The sequence below is a fragment of the Pseudomonas sp. E315 genome (assembly GCF_055406205.1).
In genome coordinates this window covers 67675-87039 of sequence record NZ_JBUZPJ010000014.1, presented here as the reverse complement: position 1 = coordinate 87039, position 19365 = coordinate 67675, and the positions used below count along the sequence as shown (strand labels likewise).

Here is a 19365-nt window from a genome sequence, read left to right as displayed (position 1 = left end):
GTGCGACATGAGTGAAGCAATCAAACAACCTGCGAGCCCTGAAGGCATTATTCAGATGCAGGGCGTCAACAAATGGTATGGCCAGTTTCATGTCCTCAAAGACATCAACCTCAACGTGCAGCCGGGCGAGCGGATTGTATTGTGCGGGCCGTCAGGCTCGGGTAAATCGACCACCATTCGCTGCCTTAATCGTCTTGAAGAACATCAGCAGGGGCGCATCATGGTCGATGGTGTGGAGCTGACCAACGACATCAAGCAGATCGAAACCGTGCGTCGCGAAGTGGGCATGGTGTTTCAGCACTTCAATTTGTTTCCGCACCTGACCATCCTTCAAAACTGCACACTGGCGCCGATGTGGGTGCGCAAAATGCCCAAGCGTCAGGCCGAAGAAATTGCCATGCACTATCTGGAGCGGGTGCGTATCCCGGAGCAGGCGCACAAGTTTCCGGGGCAACTGTCGGGTGGTCAGCAACAGCGGGTGGCGATAGCCCGGGCGCTGTGCATGAAGCCAAAAATCATGCTCTTTGATGAGCCGACTTCGGCACTCGACCCGGAGATGGTCAAAGAGGTGCTCGACACCATGATTGGCCTGGCACAAGACGGTATGACAATGCTGTGCGTGACCCATGAAATGGGCTTTGCCCGCACCGTGGCTAATCGCGTGATCTTCATGGACAAGGGCGAAATCGTTGAGCAGGCAGCGCCCAACGACTTCTTTGACAACCCGCAAAACGATCGCACCAAGCTGTTCTTGAATCAAATCCTGCATTGATGGGCTGTGTGTAGTCGCTGCCGCAGGCTGCAATCGAGCCCGCAGGGCTTGTGTCATTCAAGGACACAAGCCCTGCGGCCGTTTCGCCACCTGCGGTAGCGGCCACACGTTCATAACCCAATCCCCCTCTTGATATTGCGGCCCAGAGCGCGCCGTCGATTGCCCTTGCGCGGGGTGCTGACTACCATGTCGGAAAATTCCCTAGAGGAATGTGCTGACAGGCGAGCTATTTGTCAGACCTTTCCCGTTACAAGTCGTGGCGCTACGCCGGACTTCGTCAACTGCCTTGACCCGGAGATGCTCATGACGCGCAATGCCTCGCTATCCACTCACAACACCGACCCCGCTCGTCACCTGGACGACTTGCAAGAACTCTTGATCGACGCAGAAGTCGACGACGAGATCGTGCAGCAGGCGCCTGTGCAGGTGTTGCGCCCGTGGTTGTTGCTCCTGGGGCTGGTGTTGGTGGCGTTGAATTTGCGTCCGGCGTTGTCGAGCATGGCGCCGTTGCTCAGCGAGGTGTCGAACAGTTTGGGGTTGTCGGCGGCCCAAGCGGGTTTGTTGACCACCTTACCGGTGCTTTGCCTTGGGCTGTTTGCGCCTTTGGCTCCGATACTTGCCCGCCGTTTTGGGACTGAGCGGGTGGTGCTGGGAATTTTGCTGACGCTGGGTGGCGGGATTATTTTGCGCAGTTGTTTCGGTGAAGTCGGGCTGTTCGCTGGGAGCATTCTGGCGGGTGCCAGTATCGGGGTAATTGGTGTGTTGTTGCCGGGCATCATCAAGCGTGATTTTGCAGGCCATGCGGGCACTATGACGGGCGTGTACACGATGGCTTTATGCCTGGGCGCTGCGCTGGCGGCGGGTGCAACGGTGCCGTTGAGCGATTATTTGGGTCACAGCTGGGCGCTAGGGTTGGGCTTTTGGGCAGTGCCTGCGGTGATTGCCGCCGTGTTTTGGTTGCCACAAGTGGGCAAGCGCCAAGGCGCCCACTCGGTGAGTTATCGGGTGAGTGGTTTGTTGCGCGACCCGCTGGCGTGGCAAGTGACGCTGTACATGGGTTTGCAATCGTCGCTGTCGTACATCGTGTTTGGCTGGTTGCCTTCGATTTTGATTGGTCGTGGTTTGACCCCGACCCAAGCGGGTCTGGTGATGTCGGGCTCGGTGATTGTGCAACTGATTACCGCGTTGACAGCCCCTTGGCTGGCAACGCGGGGTAAAGATCAGCGGTTGGCGATTGTTGTGGTCATGGGCATGACACTGGCGGGCTTGTTCGGCTGTCTGTATGCGTCGCTGGACGGCTTGTGGGGCTGGGCGATTGTGCTCGGGCTGGGGCAGGGCGGTACGTTCAGTCTGGCGCTGACTCTGATTGTGCTGCGCTCGCGCGACTCCCATGTGGCTGCCAACTTGTCGGGCATGGCCCAAGGCATTGGTTACACCGTGGCGTCGATGGGGCCGTTTGCGGTAGGCGTGGTGCATGAACTAACAGGTGGCTGGAGCGCACTGGGCTGGATTTTTGGCGTGATTGGCACTGGAGCCATCATTGCTGGGCTCGGCGCCGGGCGGGCACAGTATGTGAATGCGCGCAGCGAAAAAATTTGACCTGAGCTGACCTGCGTTAAGGTCGTAGCGGATAGCGATAGTGTTTCTAACCATTGCAGATTATCGTGCAGGCATTCAGACCTGCACGGAGCCCGCAATGAACACAGTCCATCACGCTGTGATAACTCGTTTTTACGAAGCCTTTCAGCGCCTCGATGCTGAGGGCATGGCAGCGTGTTACACCGATGACGTGCGCTTTAGTGATCCGGTGTTTGGGGAGTTGCAGGGCAAGGATGCGCGGGATATGTGGCGCATGCTGACCTCGCGGGCCAAGGATTTCACGCTCACGTTTGATCAGGTACAGGCCGATGATCGAGCGGGCAGTGCGCACTGGGTGGCCACTTATGTGTTCAGCCAGACCGGCAATATTGTGATTAACAACATTCAGGCGCGTTTTGTGTTTCGCGACGGCAAGATCTGTGAGCACCGTGACCACTTCGATTTATGGCAGTGGTCACGTCAGGCACTGGGCATCAAAGGTTTGTTGTTGGGCTGGACACCTTTGGTGAAAAACGCCATCAGGGCTCAGGCCCACAAAGGGCTCAAGGCGTTTCAAACGGCGCGTTAAGGCACTCTGATAAGATTTGGCTCTTTTTCATGACGGTGAAATGGGCGTGACACAACTCCTTGCCCCTGCGACCCCCACTTCTGCGCCCAAACCTTGGTTTGTGTATTTGGTACGTGCGGCCAACGGTTCGTTGTACTGCGGAATCAGTGATGACCCGTTGCGTCGGTTTAGTCAGCATCAGTGTGGCAAAGGTGCGCGTTTTTTTGCCTCAAGCCCCGCCGTGGCGTTGGTCTACGTCGAGTCTTGGCCGGACAAAGGTGAAGCGTTGCGCCAGGAGCGCTTGATCAAAAAGCTCAAAAAGAGCGCCAAGGAATGCTTGGTGCAAAGTCAGTTATTGCAGCCAAACCCTTTGTAGCAAGCTCGCGCTTACCGGGTTATTTCAGGGCGGCGAGAATCGCGTCCGGGTTGAAGTCTCGAATCAACGTGCCATTGACGTCGAGAATCGGAATACCGCGACCGCCCAAGGCTTCATACGCTTGGCGGGCAGCGGGATCCTTTTCGATATCAAACTCTTTAAACGGGATGCCTTTTTGATCCAAAAAGCGTCGAGTGGCCTTGCAGTAGCCACACCACTCGGTGGCATACAGCACAACCCGAGCATTGGCCCGGGTGTGTTCAGCCACAGCACCTGACGGATTAAGCACCCGCTCGATCTTGCCCCAGTTTTGAAACACAACGACCACGACCAGAACAAACAGGACTTTTTTCAGAATGCCGTTGAGCATTACTTGCTGCGCTTGAGTTGATCGAGCAACTGGGTCGGCAAGCCTTTGATCACTAGCGTGCCGGCCTCTTCGTCAAATTCGACCTTGGAGCCCAGCAGGTGTGCTTCAAAGCTGATGGACAAGCCCTCAGCGCGCCCCGTGAAGCGGCGGAACTGGTTAAGGGTACGCTTGTCTGCCGGAATCTCGGGGGACAGGCCGTAGTCCTTGTTGCGGATGTGGTCGTAGAACGCTTTTGGGCGTTCTTCGTCAATCAGCTCGGACAGTTCTTCCAGGCCCATAGGCTCGCCGATTTTGGCCTGACTGCTGGCGTAATCGACCAAGGTTTTGGTTTTTTCACGGGCGGACTCTTCAGGCAGGTCTTCGCTTTCAACGAAATCGCTGAAAGCCTTGAGCAGCGTACGAGTCTCGCCAGGGCCGTCCACACCTTCTTGGCAGCCGATGAAGTCGCGGAAGTATTCCGAGACTTTTTTGCCATTCTTGCCTTTGATAAACGAGATGTACTGCTTGGACTGTTTGTTGTTCTGCCACTCGGAGATATTGATTCGAGCCGCCAAATGCAATTGCCCAAGATCCAGATGGCGCGATGGGGTGACATCCAGTTCGCTGTTAACGGCAACGCCGTCACTGTGATGCAGCAGGGCGATGGCTAGATAGTCAGTCATGCCTTGCTGGTAATGGGCAAATAGCACGTGGCCGCCCACGGAGAGGTTGGACTCCTCCATCAGTTTTTGCAGATGCTCAACCGCGATGCGACTGAAAGCGGTGAAATCCTTGCCGCCGTCCAGATACTCTTTAAGCCAGCCGCTGAACGGGTGTGCGCCAGACTCGGCATGGAAAAACCCCCAGGCTTTACCTTGCTTGGCGTTATAGCTTTCGTTGAGGTCAGCGAGCATGTTCTCGATGGCCATCGACTCGGCTAATTCGGAGTCGCGAGCGTGGAGAACAGCGGGCGTACCGTCGGGTTTTTTTTCAATCAAATGGACGATGCAATGACGGATCGGCATGGGCTTCTCGGCGTGTAATGAGGGGGCAGGGTGAGCACCCCGTAAAAGCGCCAAGTGTAACGCACCTAAGCCCTAGGGCAGCCTCCGGTCTGGTGTTAAGGGGGCTTCTGACTGCCCAGAGGCATTTTTTTACGGTTTTAAGGCGATAAAGCTGACCAAATGGCGAGGTAGAGGCGGATATTTGCTCGTCGCTGTGCTAGTTTTGCCCGGTCTTGCGCTCGGTAACGGCGCAAAGCGTGCATTCAGCATGTGTCAGGTCGAACCAAACCCCGTTTTAGCACTCTACATCCGCGATTCGTCGTGAAAGCAAACGGGCGTGCCAGACCCTTGAGATCTGGCTCGATAGCTGACTTTGCACTCTGCAAACCAAATGAATTTGATAGGGAAGGAACATCTCAATGGCTATTACTAAAGACCAACTGATCGCCGATATCGCTGAAGCTATCGACGCGCCGAAAACTACCGCGCGTAACGCTCTGGACCAACTGGCTCAGATCGTTGCTGATCAATTGGAAAATGGCGGCGAAATCACTCTGCCAGGTATTGGCAAACTGAAAGTGACTGAGCGTCCTGCCCGTACTGGCCGTAACCCTTCGACTGGCGCAGCCATCGAAATCGCTGCCAAAAAAGTTATCAAGCTCGTTGTGGCCAAAGGCCTGACTGACGCTGTTAACAAGTAAGACGATTCATAAAAAAACCGCGCATCGGAGCATTCCGATGCGCGGTTTTTTTATGAGTGCCGTAGTCGCTGACGAGCCTCGTCAGTGACTACACGCTCATCCTATTTCCAGTTTTTTTCACGCCACATTTGTTGCTGATCTTTGTCATGGAAGGTCCATGCGACAAAGCGGCTTTGTTTGTTGCCTTGCGACATGTCCACCACTCGGCTTTCCCGTGCACCGGCTTTTTTCAGTGCGGTCTGGATTGCTGGCAAGTTGGATGCCTTGGACACCAGAACGCTGAACCACAGGATCTGACGGCCTACTTCAACGCTTTCGCGGATCAGTTGGGTAACAAAGCGCTGCTCACCACCTTCGCACCACAGTTCAGCCGCTTGGCCGCCGAAGTTCAGAACCGGCAACTTGCGCTTGGGGTCGGCTTTGCCCAGTGCGCGCCACTTACGTTCGCTGCCACGGGTTGCTTCGTCCAACGAGGCGTGGAAGGGCGGGTTGCACATGGTCAGATCAAAACGCTCGCTGCTTTCCAGTACATCCAGCAGGATCTTCTGCGGGTTAGGTTGCAGACGCAGGCTGATGGCTTTGTTCAAACTGTTGGACTGCACAATTGCCTTGGCCGCCTTGACGGCAGTAGGGTCAACTTCAGTGCCAAGGAACTGCCAGCGGTATTCGCTATGGCCAATCAGCGGGTAAACGCAGTTGGCGCCCATGCCGATGTCCAGCACGCGCACATTTGAACCGCGTGGGATTTCGCCATCGTTCATGGTGGCCAGCAAGTCGGCCAGAAAATGCACGTAGTCCGCGCGACCCGGTACGGGCGGGCACAGATAATCAGCCGGGATGTCCCAGTGAGCAATGCCGTAGAACGCCTTGAGCAGAGCGCGGTTGAACACGCGCACGGCTGTCGGGTTGGCAAAGTCGATGCTTTCTTTGCCGTACGGGTTGATGATCACAAACTCCGCCAGTTCCGGGCAGACCGAAATCAGCTGTGGGAAGTCATAGCGCCCTTGATGGCGGTTGCGCGGGTGCAGGCTGGGTTTGACGCGTGGCTCGGCCGGCTTGGCTTCGCTGGCAGCCTTGGGCTTGTGGCGTGTGGCTTTGGAAGTGCGGGGCGTTGTCATGTTCAATTCATTCCACAAAAGCAATCGCGGGCAAGCCCTAAAACCCCCTGTAGAAACGAGCTTGCTCGCGATGATCTCGATAGCGCTGCCTATAGGAGCGTTATCGTTCTAGACCATCGCGAGCAAGCTCGTTCCTACACAAAGGTAGGTCTTGCCCGCGATCAGGTGCGCAGCGTAATTACAGGCTGGAAATCCGCGCGTGCTGGTCTGCCAACTTGCTCAAAGCCTGTTCGGCTTCGGCCAGTTTGGCGCGTTCCTTGTCGATGACTTCGGCCGGAGCCTTGTCTACGAACGCGGCGTTTGACAGTTTTCCGCCTACGCGGGCCACTTCGCCGTGCAAGCGCTGGATTTCCTTGTCCAGACGCGCCAACTCTGCATCTTTGTCGATCAGACCGGCCATTGGCACCAGCACTTCCATCTCGCCAACCAGAGCGGTGGCGGACAGCGGTGCTTCGGCGCCGTCTTGCAGCACGGTGATGGATTCGAGTTTAGCCAGCTTTTTCAGCAAGGCGTCATTCTCGGTCAAACGGCGCTGATCTTCGCTGCTGACGTTTTTAAGGTACAGCTGCAACGGCTTGCCCGGGCCGATGTTCATCTCGCCACGGATGTTGCGCGTGCCAAGCATCAAGCCTTTGAGCCATTCGATGTCGTCCTCAGCGGCCTGGTCGATGCGCGCTTCGTTCGCCACAGGCCACGGTTGCAGCATGATGGTCTTGCCTTCAACGCCCGCCAGCGGCGCGATGCGCTGCCAGATTTCTTCGGTGATGAACGGCATGAACGGGTGCGCCAGACGCAGGGCCACTTCCAGTACGCGAACCAGCGTACGGCGGGTGCCGCGCTGACGTTCAACTGGAGCGTTTTCGTCCCACAGCACTGGCTTGGAGAGTTCCAGGTACCAGTCGCAGTATTGGTTCCAGATGAACTCGTACAAGGCTTGCGCCGCGAGGTCGAAACGGAATTGGTCCAGGTGACGGGTCACTTCGGCTTCGGTGCGTTGTAACTGCGAGATGATCCAGCGATCAGCCAGCGACAACTCGTAGGCTTCGCCGTTTTGGCCGCAGTCTTCACCCTTGTCCAGCACGTAACGTGCGGCGTTCCAGATTTTGTTGCAGAAGTTGCGATAGCCTTCAACGCGGCCCATGTCGAACTTGATGTCACGACCGGTGGACGCCAGCGAGCAGAAGGTGAAGCGCAGGGCGTCGGTGCCGTAGCTGGCGATGCCGTCTGCGAATTCATCGCGGGTTTGCTTCTCGATCTTCTTCAGCAGTTTTGGCTGCATCAGGCCAGTGGTCCGTTTGGCCACCAGGTCTTCGAGTTCAATGCCGTCGATAATGTCCAGCGGGTCCAGAACGTTGCCTTTGGACTTGGACATCTTCTGGCCCTGACCGTCACGCACCAGACCGTGTACATACACCGTCTTGAACGGAACTTGCGGGGTGCCGTCTTCGTTTTTCACCAAGTGCATGGTGAGCATGATCATCCGGGCAACCCAGAAGAAAATGATGTCGAAACCGGTTACCAACACGTCAGTGGAGTGGAAGGTTTTCAGCGCTTCGGTTTTTTCTGGCCAGCCGAGGGTGGAGAACGTCCACAGACCCGAGCTGAACCAAGTGTCGAGCACGTCGTTGTCTTGTTGCAGCGCAACGTCCGGGCCCAGGTTGTTTTTGGCGCGGACTTCGGCTTCGTCGCGGCCTACATAAACTTTGCCCGACTCGTCGTACCAGGCCGGAATACGGTGGCCCCACCACAGCTGACGGCTGATGCACCAGTCCTGGATGTCGCGCATCCACGAGAAGTACATGTTTTCGTACTGCTTGGGCACGAAGGCGATACGGCCGTCTTCAACGGCAGCAATGGCAGGTTCTGCCAACGGCTTGGTCGACACGTACCACTGGTCGGTCAGCCACGGCTCGATGATGGTGCCCGAGCGGTCGCCTTTCGGGACTTTCAGGGCGTGATCGTCAACGCTGACCAGCAGGCCTGCTTCGTCAAAATCAGCCACGATTTGCTTGCGCGCTTCAAAACGGTCGAGGCCTGCGTACTTGGCGGGCAGCGTGCCGTCGACAGTTTCGTTCAGCGTGCCGTCAAGGTTGAACACCTGCGCAGCAGGCAGCACCTTGGCATTTTTGTCGAAGATGTTGAGCAGAGGCAGGTTATGACGCTTGCCGACTTCGTAGTCGTTGAAATCGTGGGCCGGAGTGATTTTCACGCAGCCGGTGCCGAATTCAGGATCGCAGTAATCGTCAGCAATGATCGGGATGCGGCGGCCAACCAGTGGCAGCTCAACGAATTTGCCTATCAGGGCCTTGTAGCGCTCGTCTTCCGGGTTCACGGCCACGGCAGCATCGCCGAGCATGGTTTCGGGGCGAGTGGTTGCCACAACCAGGTAATCCAGACCTTCAGCGGTTTTAGCGCCGTCAGCCAGTGGATAGCGCAGGTTCCACAAGAAACCTTTCTCGTCGTGGTTTTCCACTTCAAGGTCGGAAATGGCGGTGTGCAGTTTGGTGTCCCAGTTGACCAGACGCTTGCCGCGATAGATCAGGCCGTCTTCGTGCAGGCGCACAAAGGCTTCTTTTACGGCTTCGGACAGGCCGTCATCCATCGTGAAGCGCTCGCGGCTCCAGTCGACGGACGAGCCCAAGCGACGGATCTGACGGCTGATGTTGCCGCCGGACTGGTCTTTCCATTCCCAGATTTTTTCGAGGAATTTTTCGCGGCCCAGGTCGTGACGGTTCAAGCCTTGAGCTTCGATTTGGCGCTCAACCAGCATTTGGGTCGCAATGCCCGCGTGGTCGGTGCCAGGCTGCCACAAGGTGTTGCGACCCTGCATGCGGCGGAAGCGGATCAGGGCGTCCATGATCGCGTTGTTAAAACCGTGCCCCATGTGCAAGCTGCCGGTGACGTTCGGCGGCGGGATCATGATGGTGTACGGGTCGCCCGCGCCTTGCGGGGCAAAGTAATTCTCGTCTTCCCAGGTTTTGTACCAGGAAGTTTCAATGGCGTGCGGCTGGTAGGTCTTATCCATGCGCGGCGGGACCCTATTGGCATTAATTCAGGAAAGCCGGCAAGTATAGCGGGGCGGGGCGCATAGGGCGAGTTGTGTGGGCAAGAAGCTAAGGCGCATTTGTAGTCGCTGCCGCAGGCTGGGATGAAGCAGGCAGGGCCCTAAGGCAAACGGGTTGCTGCGCATCCATTGCAGCCTGCGGCAGCGACTACCGGGTTAGCTTTGGTGTTGGGCGAGCAAGCGTTCCATGTGCGCATCGAGGCGGCGTTTGATTTCGGTTTCGATGTGCGGCGCAAAGTCGTTGATGACCTCTTGCATGATGGCTTGGGCTGCCGTGCGCAGTTCTTTGTCCAAGTGGACTAACAGAGCGTCCGGGGCTTTTTCAGCTTTTGGGGTAATGGCCAGTGGCATTTGAACGGGCTCAGGCACTTCGGGGGCAATCGGAGTGCTTTGTTCTACCACCGGCTGGACGTCAACCGTGTCGGACAACAGCGGAATTTTCGCGCCGTCCTCGCCCACCATTTCAGTCAGCAGGGGCGGTTGCAGGCCTTCATCACCGAGCAACTTGCGGATGGACTCGAGGTCGTCGAGCAGATGTGCGGCGTTTTGCGGCGAATTGGAGGTGTCCATCGTGTGCTCAGAGTCGTTGTAACTTGTGGTCTTGCAGAGGATAGCCCTGTTCACGGTAGAAGCGGAAACTCTCCCGTGCGGCCAGTCGAACGGCGGGGTCTTCGACCACCACTTCTGCCACGCGGGCGAAGCGTGTGAAAAATTCGGGGACTTTAAGGTCCAGATTGATCAGTAAATCCTGATGGCCGTCAGGTGCCTCATCAAGGCCCATGACAATCACCCCGTCGGGTTCATCTTCGACAGTGCTGTGGGGCACGAAACTCTCGCCCTTGAAGCGCCAAAGACGTGCGTCCAAGTCCTTGCGCTGGGCAATATCGCTGCAATGCAGATACACCCGATGCCCCAGTCGCCAGGCTTTTTCGGTGAGTTTGCAGGCGAAATCCAGTCGTGCTGAAGGCTCGGCACTGGGAAGGATATAAAAGTCGACTTTGGTTTTTTCAGAGGTCATTGCAATTCCTGAATCGAAGGCTGCGTGATTGATGACGCAGCCTTCGATCATCAGCTTCAAGCGTTGGCGCGATCCAACAGGTACTGAGTCAGCAGAGGAACTGGGCGGCCACTGGCGCCTTTATCCTTGCCACCGCTGACCCATGCGGTGCCGGCGATGTCCAGATGCGCCCAGTGGTAGGCCTTGGCAAAGCGCGACAAGAAGCAGCCTGCGGTGATAGCACCCGCTTTAGGGCCGCCAATGTTGGCCATATCGGCAAACGGGCTGTCCAGTTGCTCTTGGTACTCGTCGAACAACGGCAGCTGCCAGGCGCGATCGTCGGCTTGCTTGCCGGCTTCTAGCAGTTGGTCGATCAATTCGTCGTTGTTACCCATCAGGCCCGAGGTGTGAGCGCCCAGCGCAACCATGCACGCGCCGGTCAGTGTGGCGATGTCGATTACCGCTTGCGGCTTGAAACGCTCGGCGTAGGTCAGGGCATCACACAGCACCAGACGGCCTTCAGCGTCAGTGTTGAGGATCTCAACCGTTTGACCGCTCATGGTGGTCACGATGTCGCCCGGACGTGCTGCACCGCCGCTTGGCATGTTTTCGGCGCAGGCCAAAATGCACACCAGATTGATCGGCAGTTTCAGCTCAAGGACTGCGCGCAGCGTGCCGAACACACTGGCAGCGCCGCCCATGTCGTACTTCATTTCATCCATGCCTGCGCCCGGCTTGAGGCTGATGCCGCCGGTGTCGAAGGTGATGCCTTTGCCAACGAGTACGAACGGTTTTTCGGATTTCTTGCCGCCCGAGTAGTTCATCACGATCAAACGTGGCGGCTGATCGCTGCCTTGGCCGACGGCGTAAAAAGCCCCCATGCCCAGCTCTTTGATTTTCTTCTCGTCGAGAATCTCGACTTTGAGGCCTTTGTGCGCTTTGCCCAACTCTTTGGCTTGCTCGGCCAGGAAGCTTGGGTGGCAGATGTTCGGCGGCAGGTTGCCCAGATCGCGGGTGAACGACATGCCGGCAGCAATCGCCTGGGCGTGGGTAACGGCGAGTTGAACTTCAGCCTGCGCAGCCTTGATAGTCAGCAGGGTAATTTTTTTCAGGGCGCGCGGTTCGGCTTTTTTGCTTTTGAAACGATCGAAGGTGTATTCGCCATCGACCAGCGTTTCTGCCAGCAGGCGAGTTTTGCTGTAGCTGTCGCGACCTTTGACCACCAGTTCGTCGAGGGCGAATACGGCATCGCTGCCGCCCAGACCTTTAAGCACGGACAGTGCGGCGCTGATGATTTTACGGAACGGGCGATCACCCAGTTCGTCGTCTTTGCCCGTGCCCAGCAGCAATACGCGCTCGGCCTTGAGGTTGGGCAGGCTGTGCAGCAGCAGGCTTTGACCGGTTTTGCCCGCAATGTCGCCGCGCTTGAGTACGGCGCTGATGGCGCCGCCAGTGAGTTCGTCGATGGCTTTGGCGGTGTGGTCGAGTTTTCGACCTTCGCCGATGGCGACCACGAGAGTGGCCGTTTTCAACGTTTCTGGGCTAACGCTTTTTACAACCAGTTCCATGTCCGGGTCCCTGAATCAAATGGTCAACATGCGCGCAAACACTGGGTTTGCTTGCTTAATAGATGAAGCGTTTCACCCCGTTTGCAGGATGACGTCAAGGCGGGCAGTTTGAACCCCGTCGACCGAGCCTGACAACCCTCGCATGCCGCCATATTGACGGTTTAAGCCCTTGGGTGAGTATGCGCAGTGACAGGCGCGCTTATTCACAGGATAATGCGCCATCTTTTTAAACGGCTCAGCTCATCTCTATGAGCTTGCGTCGACTCGTTATGCCGCTTGTTTGGCCGCCTTAGCCTGACGACCCTGGAGTGTCTGGTTTGATCGTCTTCCGTTATTTATCCCGCGAAGTCCTGCTTACATTGAGCGCTGTCAGCGCTGTGCTGCTGGTCATCATCATGAGCGGTCGTTTCATTAAATACTTGGCTCAGGCTGCTTCTGGGGCCTTGGACCCTGGTTCGCTGTTCCTGATCATGGGGTTTCGTCTGCCGGGCTTCCTGCAACTGATCCTGCCACTGGGGCTGTTTCTCGGCATTCTTCTGGCTTACGGGCGTTTGTACCTCGAAAGCGAGATGACGGTGCTGTCGGCCACCGGCATGAGCCAGCAGCGTTTGCTGGGCATGACGATGATCCCGGCCACGTTTGTTGCCCTGATCGTTGCATGGTTGAGCCTGAGTCTGGCGCCACAAGGCGCTAACCAGTTCCAGTTGTTGCTGAACAAGCAAGATGCCCTGACGGAGTTCGACACCTTGGTGCCGGGCCGCTTTCAGTCATTGAGCGATGGTTCTCGAGTGACCTACACCGAAGAGTTGACCAACGACCGGACCAACCTGTCGGGGGTGTTCATCTCTCAAAAGAGGCTCGGTCAGGATGCCAAAGACCGCAGTATTTCAGTGCTGGTGGCTGAAAAAGGCCGTCAGGAAGTGCGTTCTGATGGCAGCCGCTGGTTGATTCTGGATAACGGCTACCGCTATGACGGTAACCCGGGGCAGGCCGATTACCGTGCCATCAAGTACGACACCTATGGCGTGTTGTTGCCTAAACCCGATGCCAGTGATGAAGTCACCGACCGCGATGCGATCCCGACGCTCGATTTGGTCGGTAACTCTCAGCCACGAGCCATTGCTGAGCTGCAATGGCGTATTTCCCTGCCGTTGCTGGTGTTTATCGTGACCTTGATCGCAGTGCCGTTGTCGCGTGTTAACCCGCGCCAAGGTCGCTTCCTCAAGTTGCTGCCCGCGATCCTTCTTTATATGGGTTACCTGACTATTCTGATTTCGGCGCGTGGAGCCCTTGAAAAAGGCAAAATTTCACCGGCCATCGGTTTGTGGTGGGTGCACCTTCTGTTCTTGGCCATCGGCCTGGTGTTGCTGTATTGGGAGCCGTTGCGCTTGAAGCTGGCGAGTCGCCGTAGCGAGAAGGAGATCGCCCGTGGTTAAGCTCGATCGCTACATTGGTAGCAGTGTGTTGATGGCGATCCTGGCGGTTCTGGGGATCATTTTGGGGTTGGCTTCGCTGTTTGCGTTCATTGATGAAACAAGCAGCATCAGCGACAGCTATACCGTGATGGACGTATTCAGCTTTGTATTGCTGACAGCGCCGCGTCGTTTGTACGACATGCTGCCGATGGCGGCATTGATTGGCTGCTTGATCGGTCTGGGCAGTTTGGCCAGCAACAGCGAATTGACCATCATGCGCGCAGCGGGTGTGTCCATCGGGCGTATCGTCTGGGCGGTCATGAAACCCATGCTGGTGTTGATGCTGGCGGGTGTGTTGGTGGGTGAATACGTGGCCCCTGCCACTGAAACCATCGCGCAGGCCAATCGTGCATTGGCGCAAGGTGGCGGCGACGCTCAGAGTTCCAAGCATGGTCTGTGGCACCGTCAGGGCGATGAGTTCATTCACATTAACGCCGTTCAACCCAGTGGCCTGCTGTATGGCGTGACGCGTTATCGCTTTGATAAAGAGCGCCACATGCTGTCGTCGAGCTTTGCTAAAAAAGCTCAGTTTGATCAGGATCACTGGCAACTGACCGATGTGACGACCACGCTATTCAAAGATCGCAGCACCGAAGTGGTCAAGGCACCGGTAGAGCGCTGGGACGTTGCCCTGAGCCCTCAACTGCTCAATACCGTGGTCATGGCGCCTGAGTCGTTGTCGATCAGTGGTCTGTGGAGTTACATCCACTACCTCAAGGATCAAGGCCTGAACAATGGCCGTTATTGGTTGGCTTTTTGGGTCAAGGTGTTGCAGCCGCTGGTCACCGCCGCGCTGGTGTTGATGGCAATTTCGTTTATTTTTGGTCCGTTGCGTTCAGTCACATTGGGCCAGCGTGTGTTCACCGGCGTGTTGGTGGGCTTCACCTTCAAAATCGCCCAAGACCTGCTGGGGCCGTCCAGTCTGGTGTTCGGCTTCTCGCCGTTGTTTGCCGTGATGCTGCCTGCCGCCATTTGCGCGCTGGCCGGGGTTTGGCTGTTGCGCCGAGCGGGTTGATGAGCAAGCGTTGAGTTAATCGAAAGCCTCTATCTCGTGATAGAGGCTTTTTTGTGGGAGTGCTTTGGCCTGTGAACGTGACGCTTGGCTTGATGATCAGGTACAATTCCCGGCTATTTTTCGGCGGGCAGTCTGCCTGCGACTTTTTTTGAGTGTTGACCCGTGAGTGATTTGAGTCATATCCGCAATTTCTCCATCATCGCCCACATTGACCATGGCAAGTCGACGCTGGCCGATCGCTTTATTCAGATGTGCGGCGGCCTGACTGCCCGTGAAATGGAAGCCCAGGTGCTGGACTCCATGGACCTCGAGCGTGAGCGCGGGATCACCATCAAGGCCCACAGCGTTACCTTGTATTACACGGCCAAAGACGGCATTACCTATCAGTTGAACTTCATTGACACCCCGGGTCACGTTGACTTCACCTATGAAGTCAGCCGTTCTTTGGCGGCCTGTGAAGGTGCGTTGCTGGTGGTCGATGCGGGGCAGGGCGTAGAAGCCCAGTCCGTCGCCAACTGCTACACCGCGATCGAGCAGGGCCTTGAGGTTATGCCGGTCTTGAACAAGATCGACTTGCCGCAGGCTGATCCAGACCGCGTTAAAGAAGAAATCGAAAAAATCATCGGCATTGACGCCACCGATGCCGTGACGTGCAGCGCCAAAACAGGCCTGGGTGTCGACGAAGTGCTTGAGCGCCTGGTTCACACCATTCCTGCGCCGACCGGCAATTACGAAGATCCGCTGCAAGCGTTGATCATCGACTCCTGGTTCGACAACTACCTGGGCGTTGTGTCTCTGGTTCGCGTGCGCCACGGCCGTGTGAAAAAGGGCGACAAGATTCTGGTTAAATCCACCGGCAAGGTTCATCTGGTGGACAGCGTCGGTGTATTTAACCCAAAACACACCGCCACCACTGACCTGAAGGCCGGTGAAGTAGGTTTCATCATTGCAGGCATCAAGGACATTCATGGTGCGCCAGTGGGCGATACCCTGACCTTGAGTTCCACGCCTGATGTTGACGTGCTGCCAGGTTTCAAACGTATTCAGCCGCAGGTTTACGCCGGTTTGTTCCCGGTCAGCTCCGATGACTTCGAAGACTTCCGTGAAGCGCTGCAAAAGCTCACGCTCAACGACTCGTCGCTGCAATACACACCAGAAAGCTCTGACGCACTGGGCTTCGGCTTCCGTTGCGGCTTCCTTGGCATGTTGCACATGGAGATCATTCAGGAGCGCCTGGAGCGCGAGTACGACCTGGATCTGATCACCACCGCACCGACCGTTATTTTTGAGCTGCTGCTCAAAACCGGCGAAACGATTTACGTCGATAACCCGTCAAAACTGCCTGACGTGTCGTCCATTGAAGATATTCGCGAGCCGATCGTGCGCGCCAATATCCTTGTGCCTCAAGAGCACCTGGGCAACGTCATAACCCTGTGCATTGAAAAACGTGGCGTTCAACACGACATGTTGTTCCTGGGCACACAGGTTCAAGTGACTTACGACTTGCCGATGAACGAAGTGGTTTTGGACTTCTTCGACCGTCTCAAGTCCACCAGTCGCGGCTATGCTTCGCTCGATTACCATTTCAATCGTTACCAGTCGGCCAATCTGGTCAAGCTGGACGTATTGATCAACGGCGAAAAAGTCGATGCTCTCGCATTGATCGTTCACCGCGACAACGCTCATTACAAAGGGCGTGCGCTGACCGAAAAAATGAAAGAACTGATTCCGCGTCAGATGTTTGATGTGGCAATTCAGGCTGCAATTGGCGGCCAAATCATTGCGCGCTCCTCTGTTAAAGCGCTCAGAAAAAACGTACTGGCCAAATGCTACGGTGGTGACGTTAGCCGTAAGCGCAAGCTGTTGGAAAAGCAGAAAGCCGGTAAAAAACGCATGAAGCAAGTGGGCAACGTGGAAATTCCACAAGAAGCCTTCCTTGCAGTGCTCAGGTTGGATAGTTAGGTCCTATGTCACTAAATTTCCCGCTGTTGCTGGTCATTGCTGTAGCCGTCTGCGGTTTGCTGGCGCTGCTCGATCTGGTCTTCCTGGCTCCGCGCCGGCGTAAGGCCATTGCTAACTATCAAGCCAGCGTCAATCCGGCTGATATTCAGGTGATCGAGAAGCTCAACAAAGAACCGCTGCTGGTTGAATACGGCAAGTCGTTCTTCCCGGTGTTGTTCATCGTGTTGGTGCTGCGTTCGTTTCTGGTTGAGCCGTTCCAGATTCCGTCCGGCTCGATGAAGCCGACACTGGATGTGGGCGATTTCATCTTGGTGAGCAAGTTTTCTTACGGGATCCGCCTGCCGGTGATCGACAAGAAAATCATCGAGGTGGGTGATCCGAAGCGGGGCGATGTGATGGTGTTTCGCTATCCAAGCGATCCGACAGTCAACTACATCAAGCGTGTAGTCGGGCTGCCGGGCGACAAAATTCGTTACACCAGTGACAAGAAGCTGTACGTCAACGACCAACTGGTTGCTGAGCAACTGGTTGGCTCTGAGCCCGGCACATTGGGCAGTGCGCAGCTATACAAAGAAAAGCTGGGTGAAGTCGAGCACATGATCCGCAAGGAAATGAGCCGCTATCGCACTCCACCTGATCATGAATGGACGGTTCCGGCCGAGCATTACTTCATGATGGGCGACAACCGCGACAACTCGAATGACAGCCGTTACTGGGATGATCCGAACATTCCCAAAGATGAGCTGGGCATGGTCCCTGACAAGAATATTGTCGGCAAGGCCTTCGCAGTCTGGATGAGTTGGCCTGAGCCCAAAATGAGCCACCTGCCAAACTTCTCGCGGGTTGGGTTGATCAAGTAATCAAAACGGCGCTGTTAATAACAGCGCCGAATGCTTTTCAGGTGTCTGAATAAATCAGACGTCTGGCGATGCTTACAACCGTCACACCGAGTCAGGTAGGCGGTTAACTGTATTCAGGATGTGGATTTGAACAAAGCGTTAAGTGTGACGGCGGCGAACAGCCTGTTCCCTGTCCATTTGCTATGCGATAAACGAGCATCACTGATCCCTAATATCGGTCCGGTGGTGACATTCGGCCACGAACTCAGCGTGGGTAAATCGTGAGTTTTTCTTTAAATCGTTTAGAGCGTCAGCTCGGCTACACCTTCAAAGACCAGGAACTGATGATTCTGGCCCTGACTCACCGCAGTTTCGCAGGGCGTAATAACGAGCGCCTTGAGTTTCTGGGTGACGCTATCCTCAATTTTGTTGCCGGTGAAGCCTTGTTTGATCGCTTCCCGTTGGCCCGTGAAGGCCAGTTGTCGCGTTTGCGCGCACGCTTGGTAAAAGGCGAAACCCTGGCAGTATTGGCCCGTGGTTTTGAGCTGGGCGAGTACCTGCGTTTGGGGTCGGGCGAACTGAAGAGCGGTGGTTTTCGCCGTGAATCGATTTTGGCCGATGCTCTTGAAGCCCTGATCGGTGCTATCTACCTGGACGCCGGCATGGAAGCTGCTCGCGACCGCGTATTAGCCTGGCTGGCCAGCGAGTTTGAAACGCTGACACTGGTCGATACCAATAAAGATCCAAAAACCCGCCTGCAAGAGTTCTTGCAGTCGCGTGCCTGTGAGCTGCCACGTTACGAAGTGGTGGATATCCAGGGCGAACCGCATTGCCGCACTTTCTTTGTTGAGTGCGAGATTGCTTTATTGAATGAAAAAAGCCGAGGTCAGGGTGTGAGTCGTCGTATTGCCGAACAGGTAGCGGCCGCCGCAGCACTGATAGCCCTTGGCGTGGAGAATGGCCATGACTGATTCAACTGCAACACGCTGTGGCTATGTCGCCATTGTTGGTCGACCAAACGTGGGTAAATCCACACTGCTGAACCACATTTTGGGTCAAAAGCTGGCGATCACTTCGCGCAAGCCACAGACCACTCGTCACAACATGTTGGGCATCAAGACCGAAGGCAGCGTGCAAGCGGTCTATGTAGACACCCCGGGCATGCACAAGGGTGGCGAAAAAGCCCTGAACCGTTACATGAACAAAACCGCTTCTGCTGCGTTGAAAGACGTTGATGTGGTGATCTTCGTGGTGGATCGCACCAAGTGGACCGACGAAGACCAGATGGTGCTGGAGCGTGTTCAATACGTAACCGGCCCTTTGATCGTCGCGTTGAACAAGACCGACCGTATCGAAGACAAAGCCGAGCTGATGCCGCACCTGAGCTGGCTTCAGGAGCAACTGCCGAACGCGCAGATCATCCCGATTTCTGCTCAACACGGCCACAACCTCGAAGCCCTTGAGCGTGTGATTGCTGACCATCTGCCGGAAAACGAGCATTTCTTCCCGGAAGACCAGATCACTGACCGCAGCAGCCGCTTCCTGGCCGCTGAGTTGGTTCGTGAAAAGATCATGCGTCAAATGGGTGCAGAGCTGCCGTACCAGATCACTGTTGAGATCGAAGAGTTCAAGCAGCAGGGTAAAACCCTGCACATCCACGCGCTGATCCTGGTTGAGCGTGACGGCCAGAAGAAAATCATCATTGGCGACAAGGGCGAGCGCATCAAGCGCATCGGCACTGAGGCGCGTAAAGATATGGAGCTGCTGTTCGACTCCAAAATCATGCTTAACCTGTGGGTTAAGGTTAAAGGCGGCTGGTCCGACGACGAACGTGCCTTGCGTTCATTGGGCTACGGCGACCTGTAACACCGGCCTCTCAATAGCAGGTGAATACCCCGCAGGAGCTGGCGCAAGCTGCGAACTTTTGATCTATAAAGTCGCAGCCTTCGCCAGCGCTTGCAGTGAGTTACAACCACAAT

General features: G+C 56.1%; 18 protein-coding genes. 11 read left to right on the top strand and 7 right to left on the bottom strand.

The features are described 5' to 3' along the window. Window positions 1–7 precede the first annotated feature (7 nt). The 4 genes from ACZRJQ_RS18195 to ACZRJQ_RS18180 all read left to right on the top strand — a co-directional run bounded on the left by ACZRJQ_RS18195 (window position 8) and on the right by ACZRJQ_RS18180 (window position 3294). Window positions 8–772, top strand: a complete 765-nt coding sequence (locus ACZRJQ_RS18195; protein WP_463979718.1) for an amino acid ABC transporter ATP-binding protein — start codon at window positions 8–10, stop codon at window positions 770–772. Between the two features lie 303 nt (window positions 773–1075). Continuing rightward, window positions 1076–2371 carry a CynX/NimT family MFS transporter gene (locus ACZRJQ_RS18190; RefSeq protein ID WP_463979717.1) on the top strand — a complete coding sequence of 432 codons (1296 nt, stop codon included), beginning with the start codon at window positions 1076–1078 and terminating at the stop codon, window positions 2369–2371. A 97-nt stretch (window positions 2372–2468) separates the two neighbouring features. Further along, window positions 2469–2939: a nuclear transport factor 2 family protein gene (locus ACZRJQ_RS18185; RefSeq protein WP_463979716.1), complete on the top strand. Its 471-nt coding sequence runs from the start codon at window positions 2469–2471 to the stop codon at window positions 2937–2939. 46 nt (window positions 2940–2985) lie between these two features. Next, a complete protein-coding gene (locus tag ACZRJQ_RS18180; protein WP_463979715.1) occupies window positions 2986–3294 on the top strand; it encodes a GIY-YIG nuclease family protein in 309 nt (102 codons plus the stop codon). A 19-nt stretch (window positions 3295–3313) separates the two neighbouring features. Here ACZRJQ_RS18180 and ACZRJQ_RS18175 read toward each other — a convergent pair whose 3' ends face one another. Beyond that, entirely contained in the window at window positions 3314–3664 is a 351-nt protein-coding gene (locus tag ACZRJQ_RS18175) for a glutaredoxin family protein (RefSeq protein WP_463979714.1), read from the bottom strand. Further along, window positions 3664–4668: a nucleoid-associated protein YejK gene (yejK, locus tag ACZRJQ_RS18170; protein ID WP_463979713.1), complete on the bottom strand. Its 1005-nt coding sequence runs from the start codon at window positions 4666–4668 to the stop codon at window positions 3664–3666. Before yejK ends, ACZRJQ_RS18175 begins: the two co-directional genes overlap by 1 nt. A 398-nt stretch (window positions 4669–5066) precedes the next feature. Here yejK and ACZRJQ_RS18165 point away from each other — a divergent pair, with 398 nt between their 5' ends. Next, window positions 5067–5348 (top strand): HU family DNA-binding protein, encoded by a 282-nt coding sequence (locus ACZRJQ_RS18165; protein WP_003440137.1) that lies wholly within the window; start codon window positions 5067–5069, stop codon window positions 5346–5348. 101 nt (window positions 5349–5449) lie between these two features. On the opposite strand, the gene rlmF is transcribed toward ACZRJQ_RS18165, so the two are convergent. From rlmF to ACZRJQ_RS18140, 5 genes are all read right to left on the bottom strand, one after another. Further along, on the bottom strand, window positions 5450–6466 hold the full coding sequence (rlmF, locus tag ACZRJQ_RS18160; RefSeq protein ID WP_463979712.1) for a 23S rRNA (adenine(1618)-N(6))-methyltransferase RlmF: 1017 nt from the start codon (window positions 6464–6466) through the stop codon (window positions 5450–5452). Between the two features lie 178 nt (window positions 6467–6644). Further along, window positions 6645–9491, bottom strand: a complete 2847-nt coding sequence (locus tag ACZRJQ_RS18155) for a valine--tRNA ligase (protein WP_463979711.1) — start codon at window positions 9489–9491, stop codon at window positions 6645–6647. 195 nt (window positions 9492–9686) lie between these two features. Then, window positions 9687–10100, bottom strand: coding sequence for a DNA polymerase III subunit chi (locus tag ACZRJQ_RS18150; protein WP_463979710.1), 414 nt, complete (start codon window positions 10098–10100; stop codon window positions 9687–9689). A gap of 7 nt (window positions 10101–10107) precedes the next feature. Beyond that, on the bottom strand, window positions 10108–10548 hold the full coding sequence (locus ACZRJQ_RS18145; protein WP_463979709.1) for a DNA polymerase III subunit chi: 441 nt from the start codon (window positions 10546–10548) through the stop codon (window positions 10108–10110). A 56-nt stretch (window positions 10549–10604) separates the two neighbouring features. Next, window positions 10605–12095, bottom strand: coding sequence for a leucyl aminopeptidase (locus ACZRJQ_RS18140; RefSeq protein WP_463979708.1), 1491 nt, complete (start codon window positions 12093–12095; stop codon window positions 10605–10607). A gap of 317 nt (window positions 12096–12412) precedes the next feature. Between ACZRJQ_RS18140 and lptF the strand changes: the two genes are divergently transcribed. The 6 genes from lptF to era all read left to right on the top strand — a co-directional run bounded on the left by lptF (window position 12413) and on the right by era (window position 19252). After that, window positions 12413–13531, top strand: coding sequence for an LPS export ABC transporter permease LptF (gene lptF / locus ACZRJQ_RS18135; RefSeq protein ID WP_463979756.1), 1119 nt, complete (start codon window positions 12413–12415; stop codon window positions 13529–13531). Further along, complete coding sequence (gene lptG / locus ACZRJQ_RS18130) at window positions 13524–14585, top strand: LPS export ABC transporter permease LptG (protein WP_463979707.1); 1062 nt, start codon at window positions 13524–13526, stop codon at window positions 14583–14585. Before lptF ends, lptG begins: the two co-directional genes overlap by 8 nt. A 162-nt stretch (window positions 14586–14747) precedes the next feature. After that, entirely contained in the window at window positions 14748–16547 is a 1800-nt protein-coding gene (gene lepA / locus ACZRJQ_RS18125; RefSeq protein WP_463979706.1) for a translation elongation factor 4, read from the top strand. Window positions 16548–16552: 5 nt separating this feature from the next. Then, entirely contained in the window at window positions 16553–17407 is an 855-nt protein-coding gene (gene lepB / locus ACZRJQ_RS18120; protein WP_463979705.1) for a signal peptidase I, read from the top strand. A 260-nt stretch (window positions 17408–17667) separates the two neighbouring features. Beyond that, window positions 17668–18357: a ribonuclease III gene (rnc, locus tag ACZRJQ_RS18115; RefSeq protein ID WP_463979704.1), complete on the top strand. Its 690-nt coding sequence runs from the start codon at window positions 17668–17670 to the stop codon at window positions 18355–18357. Then, window positions 18350–19252: a GTPase Era gene (era, locus tag ACZRJQ_RS18110; RefSeq protein WP_463979703.1), complete on the top strand. Its 903-nt coding sequence runs from the start codon at window positions 18350–18352 to the stop codon at window positions 19250–19252. Before rnc ends, era begins: the two co-directional genes overlap by 8 nt. Window positions 19253–19365 lie beyond the last annotated feature (113 nt).